The sequence below is a fragment of the Pseudomonas sp. BIGb0164 genome (genome assembly GCF_024810135.1).
Taxonomy (GTDB): Bacteria; Pseudomonadota; Gammaproteobacteria; order Pseudomonadales; family Pseudomonadaceae; genus Aquipseudomonas.
On sequence record NZ_JANUEA010000004.1, the window covers coordinates 580,885 to 604,994 of the forward strand.

The 24,110-nt window shown below is 61.7% G+C and carries 13 protein-coding genes; 1 reads left to right on the forward strand and 12 read right to left on the reverse strand.

Features of this window, described 5'->3' with window-relative positions; translation table 11 throughout:
- Complete coding sequence (locus tag M2394_RS13975; RefSeq protein WP_259172858.1) at window positions 1-1,653, reverse strand: VWA domain-containing protein; 1,653 nt, start codon at window positions 1,651-1,653, stop codon at window positions 1-3.
- Window positions 1,654-1,925: 272 nt separating this feature from the next.
- Window positions 1,926-2,165 carry a hypothetical protein gene (locus M2394_RS13980; RefSeq protein ID WP_259172859.1) on the reverse strand — a complete coding sequence of 80 codons (240 nt, stop codon included), beginning with the start codon at window positions 2,163-2,165 and terminating at the stop codon, window positions 1,926-1,928.
- A gap of 258 nt (window positions 2,166-2,423) precedes the next feature.
- On the opposite strand from M2394_RS13980, the gene M2394_RS13985 reads away from it, so the two are divergent.
- Window positions 2,424-3,578: a M10 family metallopeptidase C-terminal domain-containing protein gene (locus tag M2394_RS13985; RefSeq protein ID WP_259172860.1), complete on the forward strand. Its 1,155-nt coding sequence runs from the start codon at window positions 2,424-2,426 to the stop codon at window positions 3,576-3,578.
- A gap of 255 nt (window positions 3,579-3,833) precedes the next feature.
- On the opposite strand, the gene M2394_RS13990 is transcribed toward M2394_RS13985, so the two are convergent.
- The 10 genes from M2394_RS13990 to M2394_RS14035 all read right to left on the reverse strand — a co-directional run bounded on the left by M2394_RS13990 (window position 3,834) and on the right by M2394_RS14035 (window position 24,058).
- The gene (locus M2394_RS13990; protein ID WP_178919325.1) at window positions 3,834-4,016 is read right to left on the reverse strand and encodes a hypothetical protein; all 183 of its coding nucleotides are present in this window, start codon (window positions 4,014-4,016) and stop codon (window positions 3,834-3,836) included.
- Window positions 4,013-4,405, reverse strand: coding sequence for an SMI1/KNR4 family protein (locus tag M2394_RS13995; protein ID WP_259172861.1), 393 nt, complete (start codon window positions 4,403-4,405; stop codon window positions 4,013-4,015). Before M2394_RS13995 ends, M2394_RS13990 begins: the two co-directional genes overlap by 4 nt.
- A 2-nt stretch (window positions 4,406-4,407) precedes the next feature.
- Complete coding sequence (locus tag M2394_RS14000) at window positions 4,408-13,011, reverse strand: hemagglutinin repeat-containing protein (protein ID WP_259172862.1); 8,604 nt, start codon at window positions 13,009-13,011, stop codon at window positions 4,408-4,410.
- Window positions 13,012-13,041: 30 nt separating this feature from the next.
- Complete coding sequence (locus tag M2394_RS14005; RefSeq protein WP_310522020.1) at window positions 13,042-14,766, reverse strand: ShlB/FhaC/HecB family hemolysin secretion/activation protein; 1,725 nt, start codon at window positions 14,764-14,766, stop codon at window positions 13,042-13,044.
- Window positions 14,767-15,162: 396 nt separating this feature from the next.
- Window positions 15,163-15,645 (reverse strand): poly-beta-1,6-N-acetyl-D-glucosamine biosynthesis protein PgaD, encoded by a 483-nt coding sequence (gene pgaD, locus M2394_RS14010; protein ID WP_178919321.1) that lies wholly within the window; start codon window positions 15,643-15,645, stop codon window positions 15,163-15,165.
- Between the two features lie 2 nt (window positions 15,646-15,647).
- Window positions 15,648-16,988 carry a poly-beta-1,6-N-acetyl-D-glucosamine synthase gene (pgaC, locus tag M2394_RS14015; protein WP_178919320.1) on the reverse strand — a complete coding sequence of 447 codons (1,341 nt, stop codon included), beginning with the start codon at window positions 16,986-16,988 and terminating at the stop codon, window positions 15,648-15,650.
- A gap of 2 nt (window positions 16,989-16,990) precedes the next feature.
- Window positions 16,991-18,988, reverse strand: coding sequence for a poly-beta-1,6-N-acetyl-D-glucosamine N-deacetylase PgaB (gene pgaB / locus M2394_RS14020; protein WP_178919319.1), 1,998 nt, complete (start codon window positions 18,986-18,988; stop codon window positions 16,991-16,993).
- A gap of 12 nt (window positions 18,989-19,000) precedes the next feature.
- Window positions 19,001-21,481, reverse strand: coding sequence for a poly-beta-1,6 N-acetyl-D-glucosamine export porin PgaA (gene pgaA / locus M2394_RS14025; RefSeq protein ID WP_259172863.1), 2,481 nt, complete (start codon window positions 21,479-21,481; stop codon window positions 19,001-19,003).
- A gap of 299 nt (window positions 21,482-21,780) precedes the next feature.
- Window positions 21,781-23,277, reverse strand: a complete 1,497-nt coding sequence (locus tag M2394_RS14030; RefSeq protein ID WP_178919317.1) for a YdgA family protein — start codon at window positions 23,275-23,277, stop codon at window positions 21,781-21,783.
- 148 nt (window positions 23,278-23,425) lie between these two features.
- Window positions 23,426-24,058: an NADH:ubiquinone oxidoreductase subunit N gene (locus tag M2394_RS14035; RefSeq protein WP_178919316.1), complete on the reverse strand. Its 633-nt coding sequence runs from the start codon at window positions 24,056-24,058 to the stop codon at window positions 23,426-23,428.
- Window positions 24,059-24,110: the final 52 nt, after the last annotated feature.

The window sequence follows — 24,110 nt, forward strand, 5'->3', positions numbered from 1 at the left end:
TCAGTGTTTGAGGGCCTGGGCCATCTCTACCAGTTGCACGAATTCGTTGCGCAGGCCAAAGGGATCATCGCCCCGGGCCGAGCGTGCCAATGCCGCCGTGTCACTCAAACTCATGGACCCAGTGTAGCGGCCATCGCCCTTGAGCTGTTGGGCAAAGGCGGCCACTGCCGCCGAGAAGCGCAGGTCGTCGCTAGCCTTGCCTGATGCATTGCCGATCGGGCGCTCGATCAACCGGCTCTCGCCCCCCGCAGCGGGCTTGTAGCGTACGCGCAACATGGCCAGTTCCGCGGACGAGCCTGACGCAGAAGGCTCACCGGCGTAGCGCAACGGTTCTATCCACCCTTTTTTGCCCTTCGGCACAATTTCATACAACGCCGTCACCGTATGCCCTGCACCGATTTCACCCGCGTCGACCTTGTCGTTGTTGAAATCCTCACGCTTAAGCGCGCGGTTTTCATAGCCGAGCAAGCGGTACTCGCTGACCTGTGCCGGGTTGAACTCCACCTGCAACTTCACGTCCCGCGCAACAATCGCCAAGGTCGAGCTCAACTGGTCCACCAGCACTTTGCGGGCTTCGCGCAAGTTGTCGATGTAGGCGTAGTTGCCATCGCCCGCATCGGCCAACTGTTCCATCAGGTGCTCGTTGTAGTTATCCACGCCAAACCCCAGGGTGGTGAGAGAGACGCCACTTTTGCGCCGGTCCACGGCCATCTGCTTGAGGCTGTCGAAGTCGCTGACACCCACATTGAAGTCACCGTCGGTCGCCAGCAGGATGCGGTTGATGCCGTTGTCGATAAAACCTTCGCGGGCCATCTGGTAGGCCAGCTCGATACCCGAGGCTCCTGCGGTGGAGCCGCCGGCGGTGAGCTGGTCGATGGCATTGCGGATTTTCGCCTTGTCGCGGCCAGACGTAGGCTTGAGCACCACGCGCGACTCACCGGCGTACACCACCAGCGACACACGGTCTTGCTCATGCAGTTGATCCACCAGCAACTTCAAGGTGCTTTTGACCAGCGGCAGGCCTTCCGGGCGGTCCATGGAGCCGGACACGTCCACCAGGAACACCAGGTTGGCCGGCGCCAGCTGTGCCACGGCACGGTCGGACGCCTTGATGCCGATGCGCAGCAGTTGCGTGTCTGGATTCCACGGTGTGGCCGCCACTTCGGTGGTCACGCCAAAGGGTGAGCCATCCGTGGGCAGCGCGTAGCCGTAGGGAAAGTAGTTGACCATTTCCTCCAATCGCACCGCGCCGTCAGGCGGCAAACGACCTTCGTTGAGGAAACGCCGCACATTGGCGTAGCTGCCGGTGTCGACGTCCACACTGAAGGTCGAGACCGGTGTTTCGGCCACGCGGTGCACCGGGTTGTCCGGCAGGTTGGCGTATTGCTCGCGAGGCTCGCTGCGGTACGCCATTGCCGTCGAGTCTTGCGCCATCAACCGCGCAGTCATCGGGGCCGGCAGCGCCATGCGCTTGACCAGCGCGCCCTGCACCGGCTGACTGCTCAACTCGGACAGGGGCGCTGCGACGGCGGCCGCTTCAGGCTTGGCCACTTCGCGGGAAGAAGACAGCCCGCACCCGGCAAGGGCGATCAACGAGACGACGGCAAAGCCCTGGAAGAAGGGGCGCAGGTGCAACGTGGAGAGAGGGGACATGGCGACAGGACCTCGCGGATAAATGATGCCTACACAGCATCAGACGCAAGGTGCCTTCGGTTCGGGTTAGGCCTTTTTACTTTCGAGGGCGATCCTGTAAGCCCATGTGTGTATCTTTTAATTTCCCGCCACCGGTTTCCGAAACGTTCACCCATACAAATTTCTGGAACCCGTTCTAGCTCGATACCTCGGTCACAGCACTGCATTTACATTCAAACAACACATCTGCAACAGCATGCGACCTCTCCCCCCGATAGCCCTTCAAGAAACATTTAAATCATTGGCTCCCGCACTTGGCGCTGCCAACTTAATCCTCGCAATAGGATATTGCCCAACGCCATTGACCAAGGATAAAAACAAGCACTCCCTGGAACATTCCTCACATGAGAATACCTTCTGGATTTCCCGGTTTCGTCATGCCGTTCATCCGCCATCCGACGGCACAGCACTTCTTCCGGCCCTTCAATGTGCCATTGATCTTTCGCCCCTTTGTTCACCCGTTCATCAGCCATCCCTTCGTCCGACCATTCATCCAACCATTTTTTCGCCCTATGCCCCGGCTAAGCCACCAGCCCCTGACACTTGATCGAAGTGCCCCCTCAGGCACTCCGGACAAACCGACCCGACGCAACTGGGATGGGCAGGACCCAACCCTGCGTCCGAAAGATCCTTACGTCAGCCACGTCAACAAGCGCGCTTTCGACGAACAACAATCCGTCACTCAGCTGACCCGGCACGTTCTGACATGGCAGGACCGCAACAGGAACAACGTGACCGAGATTTCCTATTCGTTCTACAACGGCGGGTTCAACGAGGCACAGAAACACGAGGCGCGACGGTCGATAGAATCCTGGGCCGATGTGGCCAACCTGGAATTCCACGAAAATGGGGGCCCGGCCGAAGGCCGGTTGACGTTCGGTATTTCACCTTTTGTCGCCAGGGCAAAAGGCGCCTACCCGAATCCGTACGGGCATGGCGGCGGCGAAACCCTCTACAACTGGGACATGGTCAGTCGCGTCGTCATGACCCATGAAATCGGCCACGCTCTCGGTTTGAGACATCCGGGCAACTATAACGGCCAAGCAAGAGAAGGCCAGCGCGTCTATGCCCAGGACTCCACCGCCCACACGGTCATGAGTTACTTCGGGGATCGCAGCAGCGGCAAGGAACTGGGCGCCAAACCCAAGGCCCCCATGATGGATGACATCGCAGCCATCCAGAAGCACTACGGTGCCAACTATCAAACCCGCAAGGAAGACAACACCTACGGCTTCAATTCAAACACTCGAAGAGACTACTACACGCTGAAATCGGCCCAGGACCGCTTCGTGGCCTGCATATGGGACGGGGCAGGCAACGACACCCTGGATTTTTCCGGCTACCGCTCCAACCAGACCCTCAACCTCAAGGCCGGCGCGTTTTCCGACGTGGGAGGCCTGCAGGGTAACCTCTCGATCGCCAGGGGGTGCATCATCGAAAACGCCATCGGTGGCTCAGGGGATGATGCGCTGATTGGCAATGCGGCGAACAACCGGCTCACCGGCGGTGGTGGCGCAGACCGGTTGCGCGGCGGCGGCGGCGCCGATACGTTTGTCTACAACCACGCCAGCGACTCCACGCCCGATCAATCCGACACCTTGATGGACTTCACCAGCGGCACCGACAAGATCGACGTCTGCGGCGCCCTCCAGCAAGCCAACGTACCGGCACTGATTTTCACCTCAGCTTTCAGCGGCAAGGCCGGCGAAAGCGTTCTGGCGTATGACGAACAGACCGGGCGCGGCAGCGTCTCCATCGACCTCACGGGCGACAGGCACGCCGACCTGCTGATCAACACCCATGGGCGGGTCAACCCCGAAGACCTCGTGCAGGCCAAGCCTGGCGCACCGTTGCCGCGCAGCAGTTACCGCCTCCGAAAGCTGTGATTGCAAGCACGGTGATCACCACGGGCGCTACGTTCGTCATCATTCTGCTCTGACGTAGTGAACGGGCTTGCCCCGCGCTGGGCGGCGAAGCCGCCCTAAATCCAGGCGCCGCGTTTTACCTGATACGACGCGGCGGCCTTTTTGGGGCGGCTTCGCCACCCAGCGCGGGGCAAGCCCGCTCACTACAGACCAAGCCCCAACCCGCCAATAGGCAAGACATCAACATCCTTGAAAGAGGTCGCAGACTGTAGCGCTTCAAGGATGTTTTTTGCGCAGATCACTGATGATTCGGTTCCAATAACGCACGGCCTCAAAGTGCTGCTGGCGTGTCAACCAGGTTTTGTTCTCGGGGCTGGAAGGGTCACCCCCCAGAATAATCGGGGTGATGTCGAACAGCTCCATTCCCTTGGGGCGCGGCGCTCTTTTCTGGTCACTCATAGCTGGGGCAACCGAGTAAAAAGATCGGGCAGATCACGCGCTACCACGTCAGCGTATTGCCGCTCCATACCGACGAAGGGCATACGCACGATCGGCTTGTTCACGTCTTGCATGTCGAAACCATAGCCCTCACCACCGCCATCAGAAGCGAACAGGAAGATGCCGGGCGCGTAGGTGGCTACTTCATATTCCCGGTTGAATGCTTCAAGCTCTTCAGCCGACCAGAAAATGATGTAGTTGTCGCCGATAAAGCCTTCACCACCGTTATGGGCTCTCAAAAAATCGAGGTAGCTTTCGGGCAGTGAAAACCCCAGGGCCTTCACCACCTCATTGATGGCCTCACGCTCGGCGGGAGGGTTGAGCTGCCCTTCTGTCAGTTCATATTTCATCACTATCGTCCCAAGTCTTTCTGCAGTTGGTTCCACCAGGGCGTCACTTGCTGTCGATGAACGTCGCGCGGCAGAACCAATTTGTTGGTCGAGTCCGTTGGGCTGCCACCAAACTTGACCGGGTTGACTTCATGCACATCCACCGGCAAACCAACCAGTCCCTGGTCTTTGCGAATCGTCCGGTTGGCGTTGTTGGCGGCACTGCGGGCGGCAGCATACTCGGCGCCCTCAAGTAATCGGAAGGGCCCTGCAGGTTGCGGTACTCCCGAAGGGTAACCTGTCCAATCGGAAATCGAAAAGCTGCCCGTAGGAAGATCTGCGACGTGTTGAAGCCCGGCTCGCTCCGCGGAGTTGGCAGCAATGGTCCTCTCGGCGTTGGCAAGTACCGCCAGGTTGCCTCCATCCTTCGGTACAAGACCCGTTGGCGTTTCCATGTACAGCTTGCCGCCCGACAGCACCTCATAATTACCCGTGCGGGTATTGATGACGCGACTCGCGCCCTCAGGCAGACCGCCGCCTGTGGAGACAAACTCAGCACCGGCAGCACCCTCAGTGCGGTACCACGACGGTAGTTGCACCTTGCCGGCCGTGCTGGACTCCGCGATCACGCCTTTACCAGCCGTGCTTGCCGCGCCTTCGTAAATTACCCCGACCAAGCCCAGGCTGTTCAACAGCGCTTGAGAACCCCACATCACTCGCTGGCCGGTGGTCTGATCACCCAGGGGGCTCGCGCCGCCAGCGGCCATCCAGGTCTGGCAGCCAATGCCGATAGGCCCCATGCCACCGCATCCGGCGACAAACATCTCATCGGACTTTTCTTTCAAGACACCGCCCAAGTCCTGCTGCAAGGCCTGTTGATAGTCCTTGCCCACCTTGGCTTGTGTGTCGCTGGCCGGTTGCAGCGCCCACTCATCGCCCAACGCCGTCTTGACCGAAATGCTCGTGACCACGCAGAACCCATTGCCCGAGATGCCGCATGGCAGGACCTGCCCTGGTGTCACTTTTGTATCCGAGGCCTGCAGGAAGTCCGTCGCTTCAAAGTGATCCACCTTCAGCGTGCTACCCCCCTTTTCCAACAGCGCATTGATGTCCGCTGCCAGCGCTTTACAAGCGGTGGACGTCACGTTGAGACAGGAGGCCTTGAACTCTTTTTTCTTCTCCGTCAGGGACAAGCCTTCCAGGATGCTCAGGTGGTTGTTCTCCACCGCGTTCTTGCCGACCTGCGCCGCGGCCACCGCATTGAGCGCGTCCTTACCGACCAGCGAGCCGGAGAGCCCGGCCGCGAGTGTTGAAAGGCTGGAGATCGTCGTCTTCTGCTCCTGAGTCAGGCTTTCGTTGCTCGCGCCGCCGTAGAGTTGCTCGCGGATCAGGCGCTCGGTTTCCTGCGCTGCAACAGCCCCGGCGGCTCCGGCCAACGCCGAGTTCCCGCCGGCCCTGGCCAGCACGGCACCCAGCACCGCGTGAGCCATCAGGTTGGCGTTCGGGTCACCCTCGGTCATCTGCTTGACGGTCTGCGCCAGGTACGGCGCCGCAGCACCCGCCATCGCCCCACCGATACTGCCACCCATGGCCGCCTGCACCACGGCGGTCACCGCTTGGCTGGCCTTCTGGAAACTGCTGCCGATGCCGTAATCCTGCTGAGCTCGTTGGCTGATCTGGGCCTGTGACGGGTTGGCGACACCTTCTTCGATCAGCTTCTGCCTGGTCGCTTTGCTGATATCGCTGTTTTCGTCGCTGGCGGCTTTGATCCGCGCCGAAGCGATGGCATCGCCGATACCTTTGGTCAGCTCCATCGAGCTCTTGATCAGGTCCATGCGTTCTTGCATGGCCTTTTCATCAGGCTTGTCGAGGCGCTGATTGGCATTGGCGGTATCGCGGTTCAGACCGATCAGGTCGCCGGCACCTTGCGGGTTGCGCACCACGATTGTGCCTTCGCTGACCGCACTGCGCGTGTAACTGTGGTCCGAATCGTTGAGCGACATGCCATACAACGCGCCCGGCGACAGGGTACCCACGCCACCGCTGTAAGAGCCGGAAACGCTCACGCCCGCCGACTGGCTCTTGATCTCGCTTTTGTTCTTGATGTCGCTGACCAGCAGGCGGTCGGTCAGCAGCAGGTTCTTGTCAGCCGTGGCCTCGCTGGCAATCACCGCACCCTGCAAGGTGGTGTTCTTGGCCACATCGATGGTGTAACCGCCCTTACCGGCAAAGAAACCACTCTGGTCGGTCACCGCCTGGTAATCGCTGTTCATCTTCGACGCCGCGAGGTTGGCGGACGCCGAAACGGTGGACCCATAGCAGAACGGTGGAATACAAATACTTGCGCCAAAGCCCGCGCTGTCCTGCTTGCTCTTCGAGGTGTCAGTGTCCTGGCGCGACAGGATGTTGAGGTTGCCGCCGATGTCGGCATCGATACGGTCAGCCCGTACCTGCGCACCGGCCAAGGTGGTGTCCTGGCCACTGCTCAGCAGCAGGGAACGGGCCTCCACGGTGGTATTGACCTGCGTTACGGAACCGCCCGACCCCAGGTTCTTGGCAGTTTGTGCGCCCAGGTCCAGCGTAAAACCATTTTGCTCACCGATGTTGAAGCTGGCACCGATGGCCGTTCGGTTGCGCGAACCATCGTTTTTACGGTCGGTGGTGTTCTGTGCGCTTTGCAGCAGGATGTTGTTTTTCGCGGACAACAGCAGGCTGTCGGCCTTCAACGAACTGCCCGTGATGTTCAGGTCACCCAACGTGCCCGGCGCGTCACCCGCTGCGATGATCGAGAGTTTCTCTCCGGCATTCAGGCTGCTCTGGTGCGCGGTCTGCGCCGTGTATTCGCTGCTGCTTTTGGTCCGGGTGTTGGCCAGCTCGGTACCGATCTTGATCAGCGAACCGTTGCCGGCAGACCCGCCGGTTTTGTCCTTGAAGCCGGTGCTTTGCTTGGCAGCTTCGCCCGCCTGGTTATTGAGGTTGTAGAGCGACAAGGCCGCCTGGGCGATCTTCACCGCCTTGAGCCGCGGGTCATCGGAGCTGCGGGCCGCTTCGGCTGCATCGCGAATGCTGTTGGCGGTATCGACCACCGTGCCGGCGATCACACGGCCTACGGCGAGGCTCTTGGAACTGTCCTTGCTGGTCTGGCTGGCAGTTTCCATACCGGAGGTAATGGTGACGTTGGCACCACTGAGTTCCATGTTCTTGGTACTCACCAGGTCACTCGCCACCACCGACAGCTCGCGCCCTGCGGTCAGCGACACATTGCCTGCGCTTGAGCCAATGGTGCTGCCGGTCAAGGTCATTTCATTGGCCGTGCCGTTGTGTTTCGAGCTGTTGATGTACAGCTTCTGATTGCCGGTAAGGTCATCCAAACCGAGCGTGTTACCGGTCAGCACGCCAGTAAGGTCGCGGTTCTTTTCCTTGTGCATATCGGTGCGAGCGAATGTGTTTTGCGCCGCATCGATGGTCAGGTCGCGACCGGCTTGTACGGCGAGGTCGCCGGTGCTGACCAGCGCGGAACCGGTGACCGTTGCATCACGCTTGGCCGCCACACTGACGGTTTCGCCGGAGACCATGCTGCCCATGGCTGTGGTGCGCTTTTCGTTGACCTGGTTCTCAACCTTGCTCGACTTGAGCCCACCCCAGCTGCTTTTGCTTTCCTTGCGCTCATGACGGGCGCCGTCGGAATTGCTCACTGCCAGGATGCTCACGTCCTTGCCTGCGACCAATTGCGTGGCGCCTTTTTCAGCAGTGACGGCGCTGCCTGCCAGCAACAGGTTTTCACCGGCCACCAAGGTGCTGTGGGTGCCCGCACTGACGAGGCTGCCGACGTTATTCACCGCGTCGGTTTCGTCGAGGCGGAATGACTTGCCCTGGGACGTTTTCTTGGTCTTGCTGAAGAAGCTGTAGTCGTGGTCTTCGGCGGTCTTTAGGCTCAGGTTCTTGCCGGCCACCAGGTACGCTTCGTTGCCGGCACTCACCTGGCTGGCGACCAGTTGCAAGTCTTGACCTGCACTCAGGCTGGCATCGCCGCCAGCCTTGAGCACGGAAGACACCTGCTGCACGTGGTCCTCGATGCTCTTGACCTTCTTCGAGTTGTACGCCGAATGCTGTTCGTTGGCGGCGGTGATCACATTGAGGTTGCCGGTGGCCACGACGGCCATGTCGCGCTTGGCTTCCAGTTGACTGGCAGCGATGTTCACGTCCTGCCCGGACGTCACCTTCAAGTCGCGCCCGGCCTGGATGACCGAACCCTGCTGGGTAATGCTGGCCTGGCGCGAGCGAGTGCCGATCACGCTGCTGTTCTGGGTTTGCGCAGCGACGATGTTCACGTCGCCCACCGCCTGGGTCGTGGTGTCGGTGCCGCTGCTGAGCGCGCCGCCGACGTTGTTGATGTTGCGGCCGGCTTGCAGGGTCAGGGCACTGGCCGATTCGATACGCGCAGCGCTGTCGGCGAAGTCGGAGCGCTCGGCGCGATAGTCACTGGCACTCTGGTGGGTGGTGACCGTGCGCTCGTTGAGCAGGTCGCCGCGTGCGGCCAGGGTGACCTCATGTCCGGCGATCACGCCACCGGCCCGGTTACTCAAGGTATTGCCGGCCAGTAGATCGAGGCGACCACCCGCTTCCATCAAGCCGGCGTTACTCATGTCGCGCCCGGCGCTCGCCAACAGGCTGCCCGTGGCACGCAGGGTACCGACGTTGGTCAGGTCGCTGCCCGCCAACAGGCTGATGTCATTGCCGGTAATCAACGCGCCATTCGGGGCCAGGCGGTTGTTGGCCTGGGCCAGGTAAAGCACGGGCACCAAGACTTGCTGGCCGGCGACCGTGGCGTTTTCCATCCACACGATATCGTGGGTCAGCGCTGCCACTTGCTCGGCGGTGAGGCTCACGCCCACCGACAGGTTGAGGGCGTCCTTGCTGCTGATGGCGTTGTCCATCAGGTGCTTGAACAGGTCGGCGTCGCTGGTCTGGCCGTCGATAAAACGCTGGCCGGTGCGGGCGAGCACCGCCTGTTGGATCAGGCGTTGTTCGTAGAAACCATCGCCCAGGCGACGTTGAGCCGTGTCGGGGTCATAGCCGAGCTTGGCGAGCATGTAGTCCGAGCTCATGAACTGGCGCATGTCGGTGAGCAGCGGGTTGGTTTCGATCAGGTATTTGTGCGGGTTGGCCGCGAACTGGCTGGTGGGCAGGCCATTGACGCCATTGCCGTCGTTGAGATGGAACAAGCCGTTTTGCCCGGTGGGCAGGCCGAAGCCTGGCAGACCCAGCGGGTTGACCTGCTGTTGCGCGACGTCAGCCGGCAATTGCGCGTTGAGGTTAATCTGCGTCGAGTAAACCGGTGCGCCGCCGCCCACGGTCGCACCGCTGCCAACGTAGGTGTAGCCACCGCGTACCACGCTGTTGTCGATACCGGCCTGGGCCTTCACATCCACCGCCCCGCCGGCCTGGATCACCGCGCCATAGCGTTGGTCAGGTGTGCTCAATTCAGTGGTTTTGCGCAGCCCGGTCTGTTCGCTTTCCATCTGGCCGATAAACGACGCCATGGCCGCTTCCAGGCCGCCAAGGTTCTTCGGATCGTACTTGGCGCCGCCTTCCGAATATTGCTGGGTGAAGGCCGCCGCCGCACGGTACCAACCGTCCGGGTTACGTTCACGCTCGGAAGTGAAGATGCGCTGGTATTCGGTGTCATGGGTCACGACGCCGACGTTGGTCAGTTGGTTGACCGTGGCCGTCAGGTTGCCCCCCGCCGCGATGCTACTGCTGCTGTTGAGCAGTTCGCCGCCGGTGAGCAGCAGGTTGCCGCCCGAGGTGATGGCGGACCCCGCCGTCGCATCGCTGACGATGAAATGATCGCGCTGGGTGATCAGGAAGGGACGGTTCTGCTTGCCGCCGTCGCAGTCGCCACCGGTCACGCCTTCGATGCAGGGCGTGGGGGTGATCGACGCACTGTAGATGCCGGACTCGGTGGTGAGCACAGTGCGGATGTTCTGGATCGAGCCGGCAGCCAACGTCAGGCCTCCATCGGCCTGAATCGTCGAGGAGCTGTTGATGATGCTGCTGGCCAGCCCGCCTTGACCATCGCGGTCAATGCGCAGGTTGCCCATGGCATAGATATCGGCGGCAAGGTTTTTCAGGCGGTCGACGCGCAAGCCCATGTCGCCGCCGCTGAAGATCAAGCCATGGTCATTGAGCAGGCTGCCAACGTTCAGGTCGAGCGTGCCCTGGCTGGCCACGGTGCCGGCCAGGGTCCAGTCCTGGCCGTTGCCGACCAAGGCGCGGGTGCCGAGCAATTTGCCGGTGGCGGTCTGCTGCAGGTTGCCGACGTTGACGGTCAACTGCCCGGCCTGGATCGCGGTGCTGTTGGTCCAGCTGGCTTTGTCGAGGGTCAGCTCACCCTGGGTCACCAGGCTGCCGCCGACGTCGTCAAGGCTGATGCCACTGAGGTCCAGCGTGCCCTTGCCCACGTGCAACACACTGCCGCCGACGTTGTTGAACATGCCCGCGGCGAGGCTCAGTTCATCGTTCGCGGTTTCCAGTTTGCCGCTGTTGGCCAGCAGGCCGCCGATGGCGTAGCGGGTCTTGCCCGTGGCGCCCAGTGCGCGCATCTGGCCGCTGTTGTTGAGGCTGGCGGTGTCAACGTCGAGGGTCGTGGCGCTCTCGATCAAGCCACGGTTGGTCAGGGCGCCGCGCAGGCTGACGTCGATCTGATGGCCGGCGATCTCTCCGCCGTTATCGACATTCATGCCGCCCAGGCGCACGCGGTCGCGGGCAAACAGATAGCCGCCGCCGTTGTTGAACGCGGTGGCATCAACGACAGCATCCCCGGCTTTGGCCGTGATCTGCCCGCCGTCGTTTTCCAACGTGCCGACGGTCAGGTTGAGGCCGGCCTTTTCACTGTGAATCAAGCCATTGGTACCGTTCTGCAACAGGCCGCCCACCGTCAGGGCCAGGCCATCGTTGGCGGCCAGGGTGCCGGTGTTGCGGTTGTCGACGCTGTTGGCGAACAGGGTCAGCAGGCCCTGGCTGGTGAGCTTGCCGCCCTGATTGTCGATGTGGTCGGCACGCTTGATCAGCAACGCACCGGCACTGGCCAGCTTGGCGTTCTGGTTGACCAGGTTGCCGAGCAGATCCAGGGTGATGGTGCTGGCGCCGGTGAGGCTGCCGGCGCTGTTGTCCAGGGTATTGCCGTGCAGTTCGAAGGCCCCGGTGCTGTCGATGGAGCCGCCCTGGGTGTTATCCAGCACACCGCTGACGGTAAGTGTTTGCGCACCGTCGCTGGAAATCACGCCTTCGTGGCTGTTGTTCAGTTGGGCACTGGTGACGTTCAGGGTGTTGTCACTGAGCAGTCGGCCCTTGTTCTGGTTGTCGACCGTGTCGGCGGTGACCTTCAAGGCCTGCTTGGCACTCAAGGTCCCGCCCTGGTTCGTCAGGGTTTGCGCGGCGTTGGCGGTGAGGTTGCGGTTGGCGATCACCGTGCCGGTGTTGTTGATGTGCTGGCTGTCGAGCTTCACATCGCCACCGCTGTTGCGGGTGTTATCGGCGTTGACCCCGGCCTCGATGATGCCGTCGTTGGTCAATTGGCCGTTGCTGGCCAGGGTGATGCTGTCGCGCGCGGCGAGGGTCTTGCGGTTTTTCAGCTCGCCCTTGGTCTGCACCTTGAGCGTGGTGCCGGCGTAGACCGGCCCTTGGGCGTCGAGGCTGACCGCCTTGATGTCCACCGCACCGCTGGACGCGGCCTGGGCCATGCTCAGGTGGCCGTTGGCGTCGAGCTGGATGTCGCCGCCACTGGCGGCAAGCGTGCCGTCGAGTTTCACACCCACCCCGGCTTCGGTGCCCACCAGCTTGATCGCGCCTGCGTACATGCCGCCCAGGGCCGAGGAGTCGATGGCCAGTTCCGGCTTGGCGCTGCCGTCATCGGCGCGGGTGGTGGTTTTCAGGCTCTGCGCATCGACGTCATTGCGCCCGGCGATCACCGTGAGCTGGCGTGCGTTGATCTGCGCATTGATCTTGGCCGAACGGGTGATGACCTCGAAACGGTCGACGTTGCTCGCGTTCAAGCCCTTGCCGTCGATGGTCACGGCGCCACCGTCCACCTGGTAGTGGTCCAGGCGGCCGGCCTTGTCGATGATCGGCTTGCCAGTCGTCAGAGTAACGTTGGGGGTGTTGATGAAGCCGCAGCCGTTGCACGTGATGCCGTAGGGATTGGCGACGATGACCTTGGCCGACTGGCCCGCCACTTCGGTGTAGCCGCGTAGTTGGCTGGGGCTGCCGCCGTTGACTTCATTGAGGATGACGTTCGCGGCGCCGCCCTTGAGGTTCGGGTTGCCAACGATGATCCCGCCCAGCTGCGTGCTTTGCACCATGCCGGTGGCGTTGTTGAGGATCACGCCGTTGGGGCCGACGTTGTAGTCCTTGAACTGGTTGTGGGACAAGCCACTGCCATTGGGCGTGGCGATGTTCACCACCGGCACGCCGTTGCCCGCCTGGCCCACGGTGGTGCCGGGGCCGCTGACCACGATGCCGTCGGCCTGGGCCAGCAGTGGCTGCCAGAACAGCGCATTGGCCAGGACCAGGGCCAGGCCGCGTTGAAACAGGCTTTTCAGGGCAGAAGCGGGGCGAACATCCATATTCTTAACTCTCATGCAGCGGGCGTTGAATTACAGGAAGACATCCAGACGCAAATAGATCGGCGCTTCGCGCTCGGTCATCACGCTAGGTCGCTCCAGGGAATGGGCAAACGTCACGCTGGTGCTGACGTATTTGCCCCGCGCAAACAACTCCACGGAGTTGCTCGACACCCGGCCATGCTGGGTGTCGTTGTAACGGTCATTGCGGATCACGCCCTGGTCGTAGCCGACGCCAGCGCCGTATTCCAGGAAGGCCGGGCGCAGCCAGGCGACGTTCACCGGGCGGGTCCAGCGCAGGTCGTTACGCCAGTAGCCGCCGCTGTCGCCGGTCAGTTGCTGGTCCTTGAACCCGCGCACCGAATACGAACCGCCGAGGCTCATGCGCTGCGGTGCGTAAAGCACGTCTTCACTGCGCTGCCCGGTGGCCAGGCTGGTGAAGCTGAACGACTCGCCCCACAAGGTGAACGGCTGCAGGTAACTGGCGGTGGCGGTGTATTTGCGGTAGTTCGAGGTGGGCGTGAGGTTGCCGAAACCATCGCGAAACTGCGTATTGCTCTGGGCGTCGAAGGCACCGATGCCGTTCTGCATGCCCACGTCCAGGTTGACGAACGCGCTGGCGATGCGGCGCCCGTGGCTGATGCCCACCTGGAACTCGCTGAGGCGGTTGCTGCTCACGTCCAGGCGCGTGTCATTGATGTAGTTGTTGGTGCGCAGATGGGTCAGGCCGACGTTGACCGAGGTCTTGCTCACGTCGTCACGGTGCACCACGCGTTCGGCGCGCAATTGGTGGTTCTGGCTTTCGCCCCATTGCTTGTACTTGAAGTCGTCGACTGCACCCGGCGTGCGGTATTCGCTCTCGCTGTAGGCGTAGCTGAAGTTCCACCAGCCCCAGGGCAGGTTGTAGTAGAACATGCTGTTCTTCGAGGTTTTCTGGTGGTCGCTGATGGCATCATGGCCGCCACGCAGCACCAACTGGTCCGCCAGGCCCAGCGGGCTGTCCCACTCCAGGCCCGCGCCCCATTGCTGTTCACCGGTGCTGCGCTGGCCATCGTTGTTGCGCGACAAGCTGGCGCGCCAGGGCTTTTGCGGCACGTTCTTGACCCGCACTTCGCTGCCGCCGATTTCGCTGCCAGGGGTCAGTTCCATCTGCGCCTGCTTGGAGGGCAAACGGCTGAGCTGGTCCACCAGTTGCTCGACCTCACGCAGGTTGAGCGCTTCGCCGACCTTGCCGGGAAAGGCCATGGCCAACTCACGGTCGGTCACGTTGCTGCCCTGGGCGCCCTTGATGCCTTCGAGCTTGCCCTCCACCACCAGCACACGCAAGTGGCCGGTGGAAAGGTCCTGCTGGGGCAAATAGGCGCGGCTGGTGACGCGGCCCTTGGCGATGTAGTAATCGGTGACGACCTTGAGCAATTCATTGAGCTGCGAAACGCCCAGGCATTGGCCGATGTAGGGTTTGACCAGGCTCGCTTTAACCGAGGCCGACAGGCTCTCGGCACCTTGCAGCTCGATGTCTTTGATGGGGAAGCAGCGGGTGTCGGCAGGCAGCGCCGGGGCTTGGGAACGAGTGTCCTTGCCAGGCAGGTCCTGCAGCTCTTCCAGGCGCCGGCGCTGTTCTTCGAGCAGGCGGTTCTGCCGCTCACGAATCAGGTCTTGATCACCCGGGGTAGGCGCAGCCGTGGCGCTGTTCACACTCATGTAAGCGAGCAGGAAAGTGCACAGAAGATACCGAGTCCGTGGCAGTAACAGAGACATGTTCGATCCGTCGAAAATCAAGGGCCGGCAAACCAACATCGAACTTCAACGAATCCAAGAAAACGGATTAGTTGGACATTCGTACTAATTAAACCTGCAAGCTATTGATAAATAACAAATAAAATTTATCAAAAAGACAGAGCGCCTGTAACTGGAGTTTTAATTCCGACAAGCGGCGACTGTTTTGATAGCGATACGGAAAACAACCTGTTAATGGCCATTAGTTGGCCATCAAGTTGTCGCCGAGATAAGTTAGTACCGAGAAAGTGCGAAAAGTTCGCGAGGGTTTTGTGAATTGGATCCCATTTATCGGAATTCCAAAATCTGATCGGGAATAGGCAGGAAACGCGTGTGGCGAGCGGGATTGCCCCGTTCGCCACAACCACTTGCGTGGGTTCAGCCGATGTCTTTGTCTTTCTGCTGGCCCGGCACCAGGGTCAGCCCGGGCCGCTCCACATCACGCGACACATGGGATTTCACTTCCTCCACACCGCCGTCTTCGTCGTTGTGGATCACCAGCACACCCGGCCTGCGCAGTTGTTCGAGGTCGCCCTCGCCCAACTTGAAGCTCTCGCTCAGGGTCTTGTCGGTGAGTGCATTGGCTTCGGCGCGACGCTGGGCGAACTTGCGGCCACGGCGCTGTTGGTAGCGTGCCCAGGTGATGAGGATCAGTGCGTTAAGCAAGGCGATCCACAGGTACACCTGCAGGGTATTGAGCGCCGCAAAGATCGGCGCTTCGATACGCGGGCCACCGTGGGTTTCCAGCATCGCGTTAATCCCGCGCGCCAGCAGCCAGATCAAACCGGCCCAGGCGAGCAGGGTCAACACCACGTCGACCAGCCACATCAATCGATTCTGGCGAGTTCTGACCAGTTTCATGATCAGGCCTCCTCTTCAGCAGGTTTAATACCGCGATCCGGGCTGACCCAGCGTGCGCGCTTCTGGTGCTGGTTGAACAGCACCTTGGGAAAACTGACCAGGGTGGTGAACAAGCTGACCAGCCAGAACACCATCGGGTACCACACGGTCCAGAACAGGGTTTTCCACAGGTCCTTTTCGTAGCGACGGTCAATCATGATGCTCACCGCAAACTGCACCAGGCACACCATGGCCAGTACCAGGCCGGTGAAGGCCGGAGGCACCAGGGAGTCCACGGCGATGGCCGGTGGCAGCACCACGAATTTGCCCACCGCCCAGAAGATCACCGACAGCAGGAAAGTAAACGCCCAGCCGGTGGACAGGCAGTATTCGAACAGCAGCGGCCACAGGTAACGGTGACGCCATTGCCAGATACCGCGGATGTTCTTGAACAGCACTTCGGCGCCGCCCTGGGCCCAACGCAGGCGCTGTTTCCACAGGCCGCCGACGGTCTCGGGCATCAGGATCCAGCACAAGGCGCGCGGCTCATAGAAGATCGCCCAGTGATCGAGCTGCAGCTTCCAACTGACATCGATGTCCTCGGTGATCATGTCGGTGCTCCAGTAGTCGATGCGGTCCAGCGCCTTCTTGCGAAACGCCACCACCACACCCGACACCGTGAAGATCCGGCCGAACACCCGCTGGGTACGCTTGATCAAACCAATGATCGAGGAGAACTCACCCACCTGCACCCGGCCGATCAAGGTCGAACGTGTGCGGATCCGTGGGTTGCCGGTCACGGCACCCAGCCGTGGGTTGTCGAGCATCGGCGCCACCATGTAGGCCGCCGCGTTTTTATCCAGCAACGCATCGCCGTCGATGCACACAAGGTACTCGCTGCGCGCCGCCACGGCGCCCATGCGCAGGGCCACGGCCTTGCCCTGGTTCTGCGCCAGGTGCAGCACCCGCAGGCGCGGGTGCTGCAGCGCGAGGGCATCGAGCACGGCGGCGGTGTTGTCCTTGGAGCCGTCGTTGACCGCGATCACCTCGATATTCGGGTAGAGCTGGTCCAGCGCGGCATGAATGGTCTCCGCCGCGTTTTCGCCCTCGTTGTAGCAAGGGATGATGATCGAGATCAGCGGGTCGCCAGCCAGGGTCGGCGCCGGGGTGTCCTCTTTCCACGGCCAGTGGCGCTCCCAATGCAGCCAGAAGTACAGGCCGCCGGCGATCCACAGCGCTGACATGAACAACGGGTAGAAGAACACGAAGTCCATCAGGAACTGCCCGGTGACCAGGAAAATCAGGCCCAGGGGCACGCCCAACACCAGCGCCAACACGAATAAAGCCAGGATTCTGTCGAACATGGTCAAGGGTTCCATTGGTTGGAAAGGGCCGGACGTACTGTCTTCAAGTCCGGGGAATTTTCCAGGAAGTTATCCGGGTAGTAGCCAAAGCTCCTGACCCCCTGGCGTTTAAGCACCCCCATCCACTCCGCCATCTGCGCAGCGTCGATGTCTGGCGCTTCCTTGGTCCGCCAGTCTTTGGCCTGCAGTTCGAAGACCGTGCGCTCCAGCGCACCGGGCCGCTGCTTGACCGTCGCCACCAGTTGTTCCAGCCAGGCGTTGGACGTCTTGTACTCCTGGCCTTCCATCAGCGGCATGGCCATGGGCGCGGTCCAGTCGTAGGTCTGGAGGAAATCATCCAGGTTCTGCGCGAACCAGGTTTCGCTGCCGGGGTTGAGCATCGGCTCGGCGAAGATGTTGCGCGCGGTCTGCACCTGCGGCCCGCCGATAGCGCGCACCTTGGCGGTCAGCTCATTGGTGAAGTCGATCAGGTAGCGGCTCTTGAAGCGCGTCCAGCGCTGCATCACCGCCGGGTCGGCACGCAGGGCCTCGATGGTGTTCGGCAGGCCGTTGGCGGCGTACGCCTTGAGCGCAGCGGGGCTGGCATCTTCGAAGTCATTGAACACCGCATCGTCGTGGTACAGCACACCGTCGATGGCGTTGTTGCGGGCCAGGTCTTCATAGATTTCACCGATGATCTTGCGCACCTGCGGGTCAAACGGTGACAGGCGTTTGTATTGGTCCGGGTCCAGGCCGACCTTGCCGGTTTGCGGGTCCCAGCGCGTCACGCGTGGCAGCTTGGGGTCGAGGGCGAAACTGAGCACCGGCATCCAGGCATAGACCGCAGCATGGGCACGGGTGTGCAATTGCCAGGAGACGCGGTTGAACAAGTCAGCGCGAACCGGCAGGTGGCGGTTGGGGAAGTACAACTCGTGTACCAGGCCATCACCCTTGGGGTCGGCAAAGGCTTGCAGGAACACAGTGCCCGCGCCCATGTCCACCACACGCTGTACCAGCACGTCCAGGTTGCGCGCCTGCTGGGCCGGGTCAGGGTCGTAGACGTTGTCCAGGTCCACATGCAGCACGCGCAGCGGTGCCTTGGCCTGCACCGCCACCATGCTGTTGGCGAAATGCTCGCCATCCGGGTCGGAGGCCACCAGGAAGCGCGGGCTGTTCATCAAGTCATTGGAGCTGTCGAGGCCGTCTTCCAGGGTCAGGGCCATCTGATAGCCCTGCTCGCCCACGATGGCCAGTGACGTGCCTTTGGCGGCGCCGTAAGGCCATACCCATACGCGAGGCTTCTTGCCGGTGACTTTCTGGATTTTTTGCGTGATCGCCACTACGTCGGCACGCATCCGCGCGTCGAACTGGGCCTGGCTTTCATAGCGGCCCGTGGCCGGGTCAAACCGCAACGACGTCGCCGCCGGTTCCAGGTTGCCCTGGGGGTTGGCCAGGATGCCGGTGTGACTGGCATCGGTGTGCGCGGCGATTTCCACCAGGCCCGACTGGGACACTTCGCGGATCTGCTGCCAGGTCAGGAACTCGCCACGCGGCCTTGGCTGGCCGGCGAAATCCACCGGCTGGTTCATCGGCGTGTCGATCCAATAACCCACCGGCGCCAGCAAGGCCGGCCAATGGTAAGCCCGCAGGATCGGCATCACCCGCGTGTAGAAGCTGGAATAGCCGTCATCGAAGCTGAGCATGATGGCTTTGGGCGGCAACGCCGGCCCACCGTTGCGGGCAGCCAGGATCTGGTCGACGCTGACCGCCTGGTAGCCGTTTTCGCGCAACCAGGCCAACTGCTCGATCAAACGCTCGGTGCGCACCGCGACCACCGCCTGATCGGGGTCGCGATCCTCGACGTCGTGGTAGGCAATGCCCAGGAAATGGTTTTTCGGCCACGCCAGTTCGTTGGCCGGAGTGGGCCGCTCGGCGGGTGGAGTGAAGGGCGCGGGCTGCTGGGCACAGGCACTGGCCAGCAATACGCCCAGAATCAACAAGCAACGGCTGAGGACGGTCATGGTCAGGCTCTTCTAGAAACGGTAAGTGAGGTCGACGAGCAGGCGCAGATCGCGTTCGCGATCACCGTCGTAAGGTCGGCTGATCAGGCTCAGGTTGGCGCCGGCTTCCAGTACATCGTTCCACCGAAAGCGCTGGCCGTAGCCCACCAGGCCAATGCCACCCGTGGAGTAATCCTGTTGGCTATACGTCCCCGCACCGATCTGGAACTGCTGACTCCACTGGGTCTCGTAACGGTGATAGAGCACATGGTTGACGTTGATCACGGGCAACACGGTGAAGTCCGACTTCGGGTTGAAGTAGACCGTATCTTCCTTGCTGTTGCGGCTGGCCCCGACTTCCAGGCCCAGGTCCACTTGCAGCTTCGGCGAGCTGTAGAGGCCCTCGCGGCCACTGAGCAGGGCTTCGAAGCGGTCGTTGCCGTCACTGAAATGGGAAGGGCTGAGGGTCAGTTTCCACTCGCGGCTTTCGTTGGCGCGCCAGCGAATAAAACCGCTGCCGCCATTGGCCGTGACGCCGTCATTCAGCGCCCGCAGCGGTGTGGTGGACAGCAGGTAGCCGAGGCTGCCGCCGTATTGCCAGTTGTCGTTGATGTCGCGGGCAATCGACACCGCGGCGCCTTGTTTGGAGCCATCGCCATAGGAATGGTTGGAGACCTCGGCTTCAATCGTCATGTCGCGGGTGCGCCGCTCCACGCCTACCGTCTGCCAACGATGCTGGCCGGTGCCTTCTTCGAAATCGGCACGGGCATAGCCGGCACCGGCGAACAGGCGCCAGTCTTCGTCGATGGGCGGCGTATAGAGCCGGCTTTCAATGCCCCAGTCGCGGCTGCCCGAGACGGCGCCCGCGTCACCGTTGTTGCCACCACCGAAGCTTTTTCCGGTGTAGGCCTCGACGCGCAGCTCAGCCATATCGTGTACGTCGCGCAAACGGCTGAGGCGCTGTACCTGGCGGTTGTCCGGGTTGCGGGCGAGCACGTCATCGGTGAGCAGGTCGAGCTGGCGCCACTCCTGCAGGTCCATGGCGGTATAGGCCTGGTTCACTTCCAGGCCGATATCGCGCGGGGCCTGGGCTTCGGTTTCCTTGAGCACGCCTTCGGCGCGCCGTGGCCAATCCCGGGCGCGGTACATGTCGGCCTGGGCCAGGCGCAGGCCGACGTTACCCGGGGCCTTTTGCACCAGCGCTTCAAGCCCCGCTTCACTGGCGGGCAGGTCGGCGCCGTAGGTGCCAGCCTGAGCGGCCAGTTGTTGAGCGTCCATCCAGTTGTCATTCGGGTTGCCGATAGGCAGGCCCTTGAGTTCGACGCGCGGTTGCTGCTCCTTGGCCAGCTTGTTGGCCACTTCACGGGCCTGCTCCACCTTGTCGCTCTCCAGCAAGGCATAGAACAACGCCGTGCTGTCGTCGACACGGTAACTGGCGTCGGCATCCGGGGCGGTCAGCACCTGGCGGTACAGCGGTTCGGCTTTTTCCGGCTGGCGCTGGTCCAGGTAGGACGCCGCCACCCAGCGCAACGCGTACGTGGGCAGTTGCACCCCTTCGCCATTGAGGGTCTGGTACTCGCGAATCACCTCTGCCGTGCGTGCGCGCGCCTTGAGCGCACCCAAGCGGTCGATGCGCCAGCGCACCACGTCGTCATGGGCGCTGGCATCCGGGGTCCAGCGGGCGAGCAGCTTGTCGTAGTCTTGCAGGGCGCGGTCGGCGATCACATAGCGCTCCTGCTCGGTGCGCGTGGCGAACTCGGCCATGCGCACACGCTCGGCTGCCAGGTCGCCTTCCAGGCGGCGCTGGGTGACCTCATCCAGCAGGCCCGGGCGCTTGGCCGACAGACGCAGTGCCGGTTCCGGCAGGCGGGCCTTTTGCAGCGCGACAATGTATTCACGGGCCACTTCGGGTTTGTCACCGGCACGGATAAACGCTTGGTCGAATTCGAACAGCGCGTCGTAGTTCAAGCCGGCGCGGGTCAGCGCGTAGCCCAGCGCCATGCGCCGGTTGGGATCGTTCGGGTTGGCCGCCACCAGCGCGCGAGTGCGCTGCACGGCCTCAGTGGCCTGGCCACCGTCAGCCTGCGTCAGCGCCAGGCCTAGTTGCAGGTCGACATTGTTCGGTTCACGCAACAGTGCCTGGTTGTAGACCGCCGTCGCCTGGGCCCACTGCTTCTGGTTGCGATAGGTGCGCGCAACCGTGGCGAGCGCCTGGGTGCTCAGGTTGCGATTCTTGCCCTGGGCCTCGTACACCTTCAGCACTTCGGCGTCCTGCCCGGCCCAGCCGGCAATCACCAGGTGATCGCTGATCTGCCCCGGCGTCTGGCGCTCGGCAGACAATTGGCGCAATTGGGTCAGGGCGGGGGTGAAATTGCCGTTGCGCGCCTGAATGATCAGCGCGTCATAGGCCGGATCGGCCAAAGCGAAAGCAGGCATCAGCAGTTGGCTGCATAAGGCTGCCCCGATGAGCAGTCGCAACCGGCCTGAAGCACTGAGTGGTAGGTTTCGCAGCATATCGTGAGCTTCCTTACACACGGAAAGCTGTAACGATAGGTGGTCCTGAGCAATTTGCATCAGGGTGTCGGCGTCTAGTGACCCGACCTAGCTTTCCTGTAGGAACTATCCATTAGGAATGTAGGGAAAAGTCCAATTCAGAACAATTGTTCAGAATTGTCTTTGTTTGGAAAAAACCAGTGTGGGAGCGGAGTTGCCCACGATAACGGGGCGCTGGCCGGCACGAGTGTCGACTGTTTGACCCTTATCGCGAGCACGCCCGCTCCCACACTATTTATTTCTGCTTGATGTAGAAATGTTTACTGCGCACCGCCGACCGCACCGACCTTGGCCATCACAAAACTCAAGAACTGCTCGACGGTCATCTTCTGGCCGTTGAAGGTCACTTCATTGTTGGCGTAGTGCAGCTTGGACACCACATCGGTGCCGACCAGGGTTGCCAGTTGAGTACCCACCGCCACACCGCTGACCATTTCGGCCGCCATCTGGGATTGCTGCTCGATGGCTTTCGGATCGGTCACACCACCGGCCTGCGCCTGCAGGGCGGAAACGTCGGCGATCATTGGCTTGGACAGGGTCAGGTTGGCATCCAGCAACGCCACCATCTGCTTGCCCAGCTCAACCGGTGGCAGCTCCATGGACGTTGGTTTGGTCAGGTCGACCAGCAGGTTGAACTTGCTTTCACCATGGGTGGTTTTCAGCGACAGGTTTTCCACCGCCAGCTGCGGCTTGGCTGCCAGCACCTGGTTGACGTTGGCTTCGGCCAAGGTCTGTTCGGCTTCAGTCAGTTGCAGCTCAGGCACTGGCTCACCGGCTGCGGCGGCGGCTTGCACCGGCTGCATCTTTTCCTGGTAAAGCTTGGTCAGCACCAGCATGCCCGGGATGTCGACGTTCTTCATGCTCAGGGCCATGGCGGCCGAGCCAACAGGTTTGCCCTGATAACCGATCTCGTCGATCTTGTAGTCGACGCGGCCGGCCAGGTTGTTGTCCTTTGTTTCGCTGGAGTCTTTCTGCTCGAAGCCCTTGAGCGTCAGCACGGCTTTCTGCGGACCGAAGGTGACCTTGGTGTCGGTCAGCTCCACAGTGTTCTGCCCGGTGTAGAAGCCGAAGGTGGATTTCTCCAGATTGCTGGCCACGGTCAAACCCGCCAGTTCGGCTTCAAGCGGTTCGCCGTTGGCGTCGACCACGGCCACCTTGAGGCTGTTCATGTAGCCGCTGGCCTTGACCTTCTGGCCTTCGGCGGTGCTGTCGAAGTCCATGTTGGCGCCAGAGAAGCTCACCGAAGACTTATCGTCCTTGAGCTCCAGGGGCAGCAGTTCGACGTTGCCGGTGACCGAGCGGTTGTAGCCGATGCTGGCAACACCCTTGAGCGGTGACACGTCTTTGCTGGCGGCAAACCATTTCTCGGTGGTGGCGTTCTTTTCCAGTTCGTAGTGACTGGTGGCCATGACCGGCAACCACTTCAAGGTCACCAGACGCGAGAACGGCAGCGGGCCGTGTTCGATGTGATCGACGAACAGCAGCTCAGGGTTCGGGTTGTCTTCACCGAATACCGAACCTTGCCCCTTCAGGCGGTAGTGGGCGGTGCTGCTGAATACGCCACGGTCCAGGGAGACCAGCTCAAGGGTCGCCGTGCCGTCGACGCCGGCCAGGGAGGTCTGGATCTCCTTGTTGGCGTTCTGGATCGCGGTTTGCAGCACGGGCTCCAGTTGCTTGCCGGTGTACCAGGCACCGCCTGCACTGACGGCGCCCACGGCGACAACAAAACCCAAGAAAACAACGGCTGGCTTATTCATGAAGTGACCTGATCAAATCCTGTGAGAAGTGGGCTGTCTTCCTTGAACCCCGAGGGGGTTGGCTCAAGCCCGCCGAAAACGGGGGAAGATTAGCACTGGCGGCCGCGCACGGCCCAGTTTTCTCAGAGCGATCAAGTCGGTACTTGGTTCAGGAATACTCCATATCGATTTCATCGAGCTGGTGGTCAAAGCTCTTCAGGCGGGCGGTCCAGGTGTACACCAGCACCTCAAACTCGCGGTGAATCACCGCATTGCCCGGGGTGTCAGCCTTGGGATCGCAGAAATCCAGTTGGTAACGTTCGCGCGCCATCTGGTTGGCCACATCGGACAATTCCCGCGCATTGTTCAGCCAATGCCGGCCATCGGCGACCTGCTGGTCGAGCAGCACACACTGTTTTTTCAGGGCTTCGAGGCTTTTTTCCAGGGGCGTACCGGTGAGTTCGCCCATGACTTCCTGGAAGGTGCGCCCGGGTTGCCAATAGCTGCCCCAGAAATAGCGGTCGAACACGGTTTCGACCCGGCGCAGGGCGACTTTGGTGTCCCAGATCGCCACGCGGGTCTTGCCTTGCTCAAGCAGCCGCTTTTTCACGCGTTGATTCTGGTACGACGCCCACGCCACCACGCCGATGGACAAGGTGCCGATCACCGCGCAGGCGCTGTCGAGAAACACCATGGCCTTGTCGATTTGATGGGCCAGCATGACGCCGTAGAAATAGGCAGCCGAGAGCAACACCAGTGCGAAGAACACGCACCAGAAAGCGGGAGCATAAGGGTTTTTCATTATTGGAATCCCCATGAGCAAACGCGAGCAGTGTCAGGTGAGGCGTCACGGC

Coding starts and splice junctions, on each gene's coding strand:
- M2394_RS13975 (WP_259172858.1), bottom strand. CDS start 1,653: ATGTCCCCTCTCTCCACGTTGCACCTGCGCCCCTTCTTCCAGGGCTTT.
- M2394_RS13980 (WP_259172859.1), bottom strand. CDS start 2,165: ATGGCTGATGAACGGGTGAACAAAGGGGCGAAAGATCAATGGCACATT.
- M2394_RS13990 (WP_178919325.1), bottom strand. CDS start 4,016: ATGAGTGACCAGAAAAGAGCGCCGCGCCCCAAGGGAATGGAGCTGTTC.
- M2394_RS13995 (WP_259172861.1), bottom strand. CDS start 4,405: ATGAAATATGAACTGACAGAAGGGCAGCTCAACCCTCCCGCCGAGCGT.
- M2394_RS14000 (WP_259172862.1), bottom strand. CDS start 13,011: ATGGATGTTCGCCCCGCTTCTGCCCTGAAAAGCCTGTTTCAACGCGGC.
- M2394_RS14005 (WP_310522020.1), bottom strand. CDS start 14,766: ATGTCTCTGTTACTGCCACGGACTCGGTATCTTCTGTGCACTTTCCTG.
- pgaD (WP_178919321.1), bottom strand. CDS start 15,645: ATGAAACTGGTCAGAACTCGCCAGAATCGATTGATGTGGCTGGTCGAC.
- pgaC (WP_178919320.1), bottom strand. CDS start 16,988: ATGTTCGACAGAATCCTGGCTTTATTCGTGTTGGCGCTGGTGTTGGGC.
- pgaB (WP_178919319.1), bottom strand. CDS start 18,988: ATGACCGTCCTCAGCCGTTGCTTGTTGATTCTGGGCGTATTGCTGGCC.
- pgaA (WP_259172863.1), bottom strand. CDS start 21,481: ATGCTGCGAAACCTACCACTCAGTGCTTCAGGCCGGTTGCGACTGCTC.
- M2394_RS14030 (WP_178919317.1), bottom strand. CDS start 23,277: ATGAATAAGCCAGCCGTTGTTTTCTTGGGTTTTGTTGTCGCCGTGGGC.
- M2394_RS14035 (WP_178919316.1), bottom strand. CDS start 24,058: ATGAAAAACCCTTATGCTCCCGCTTTCTGGTGCGTGTTCTTCGCACTG.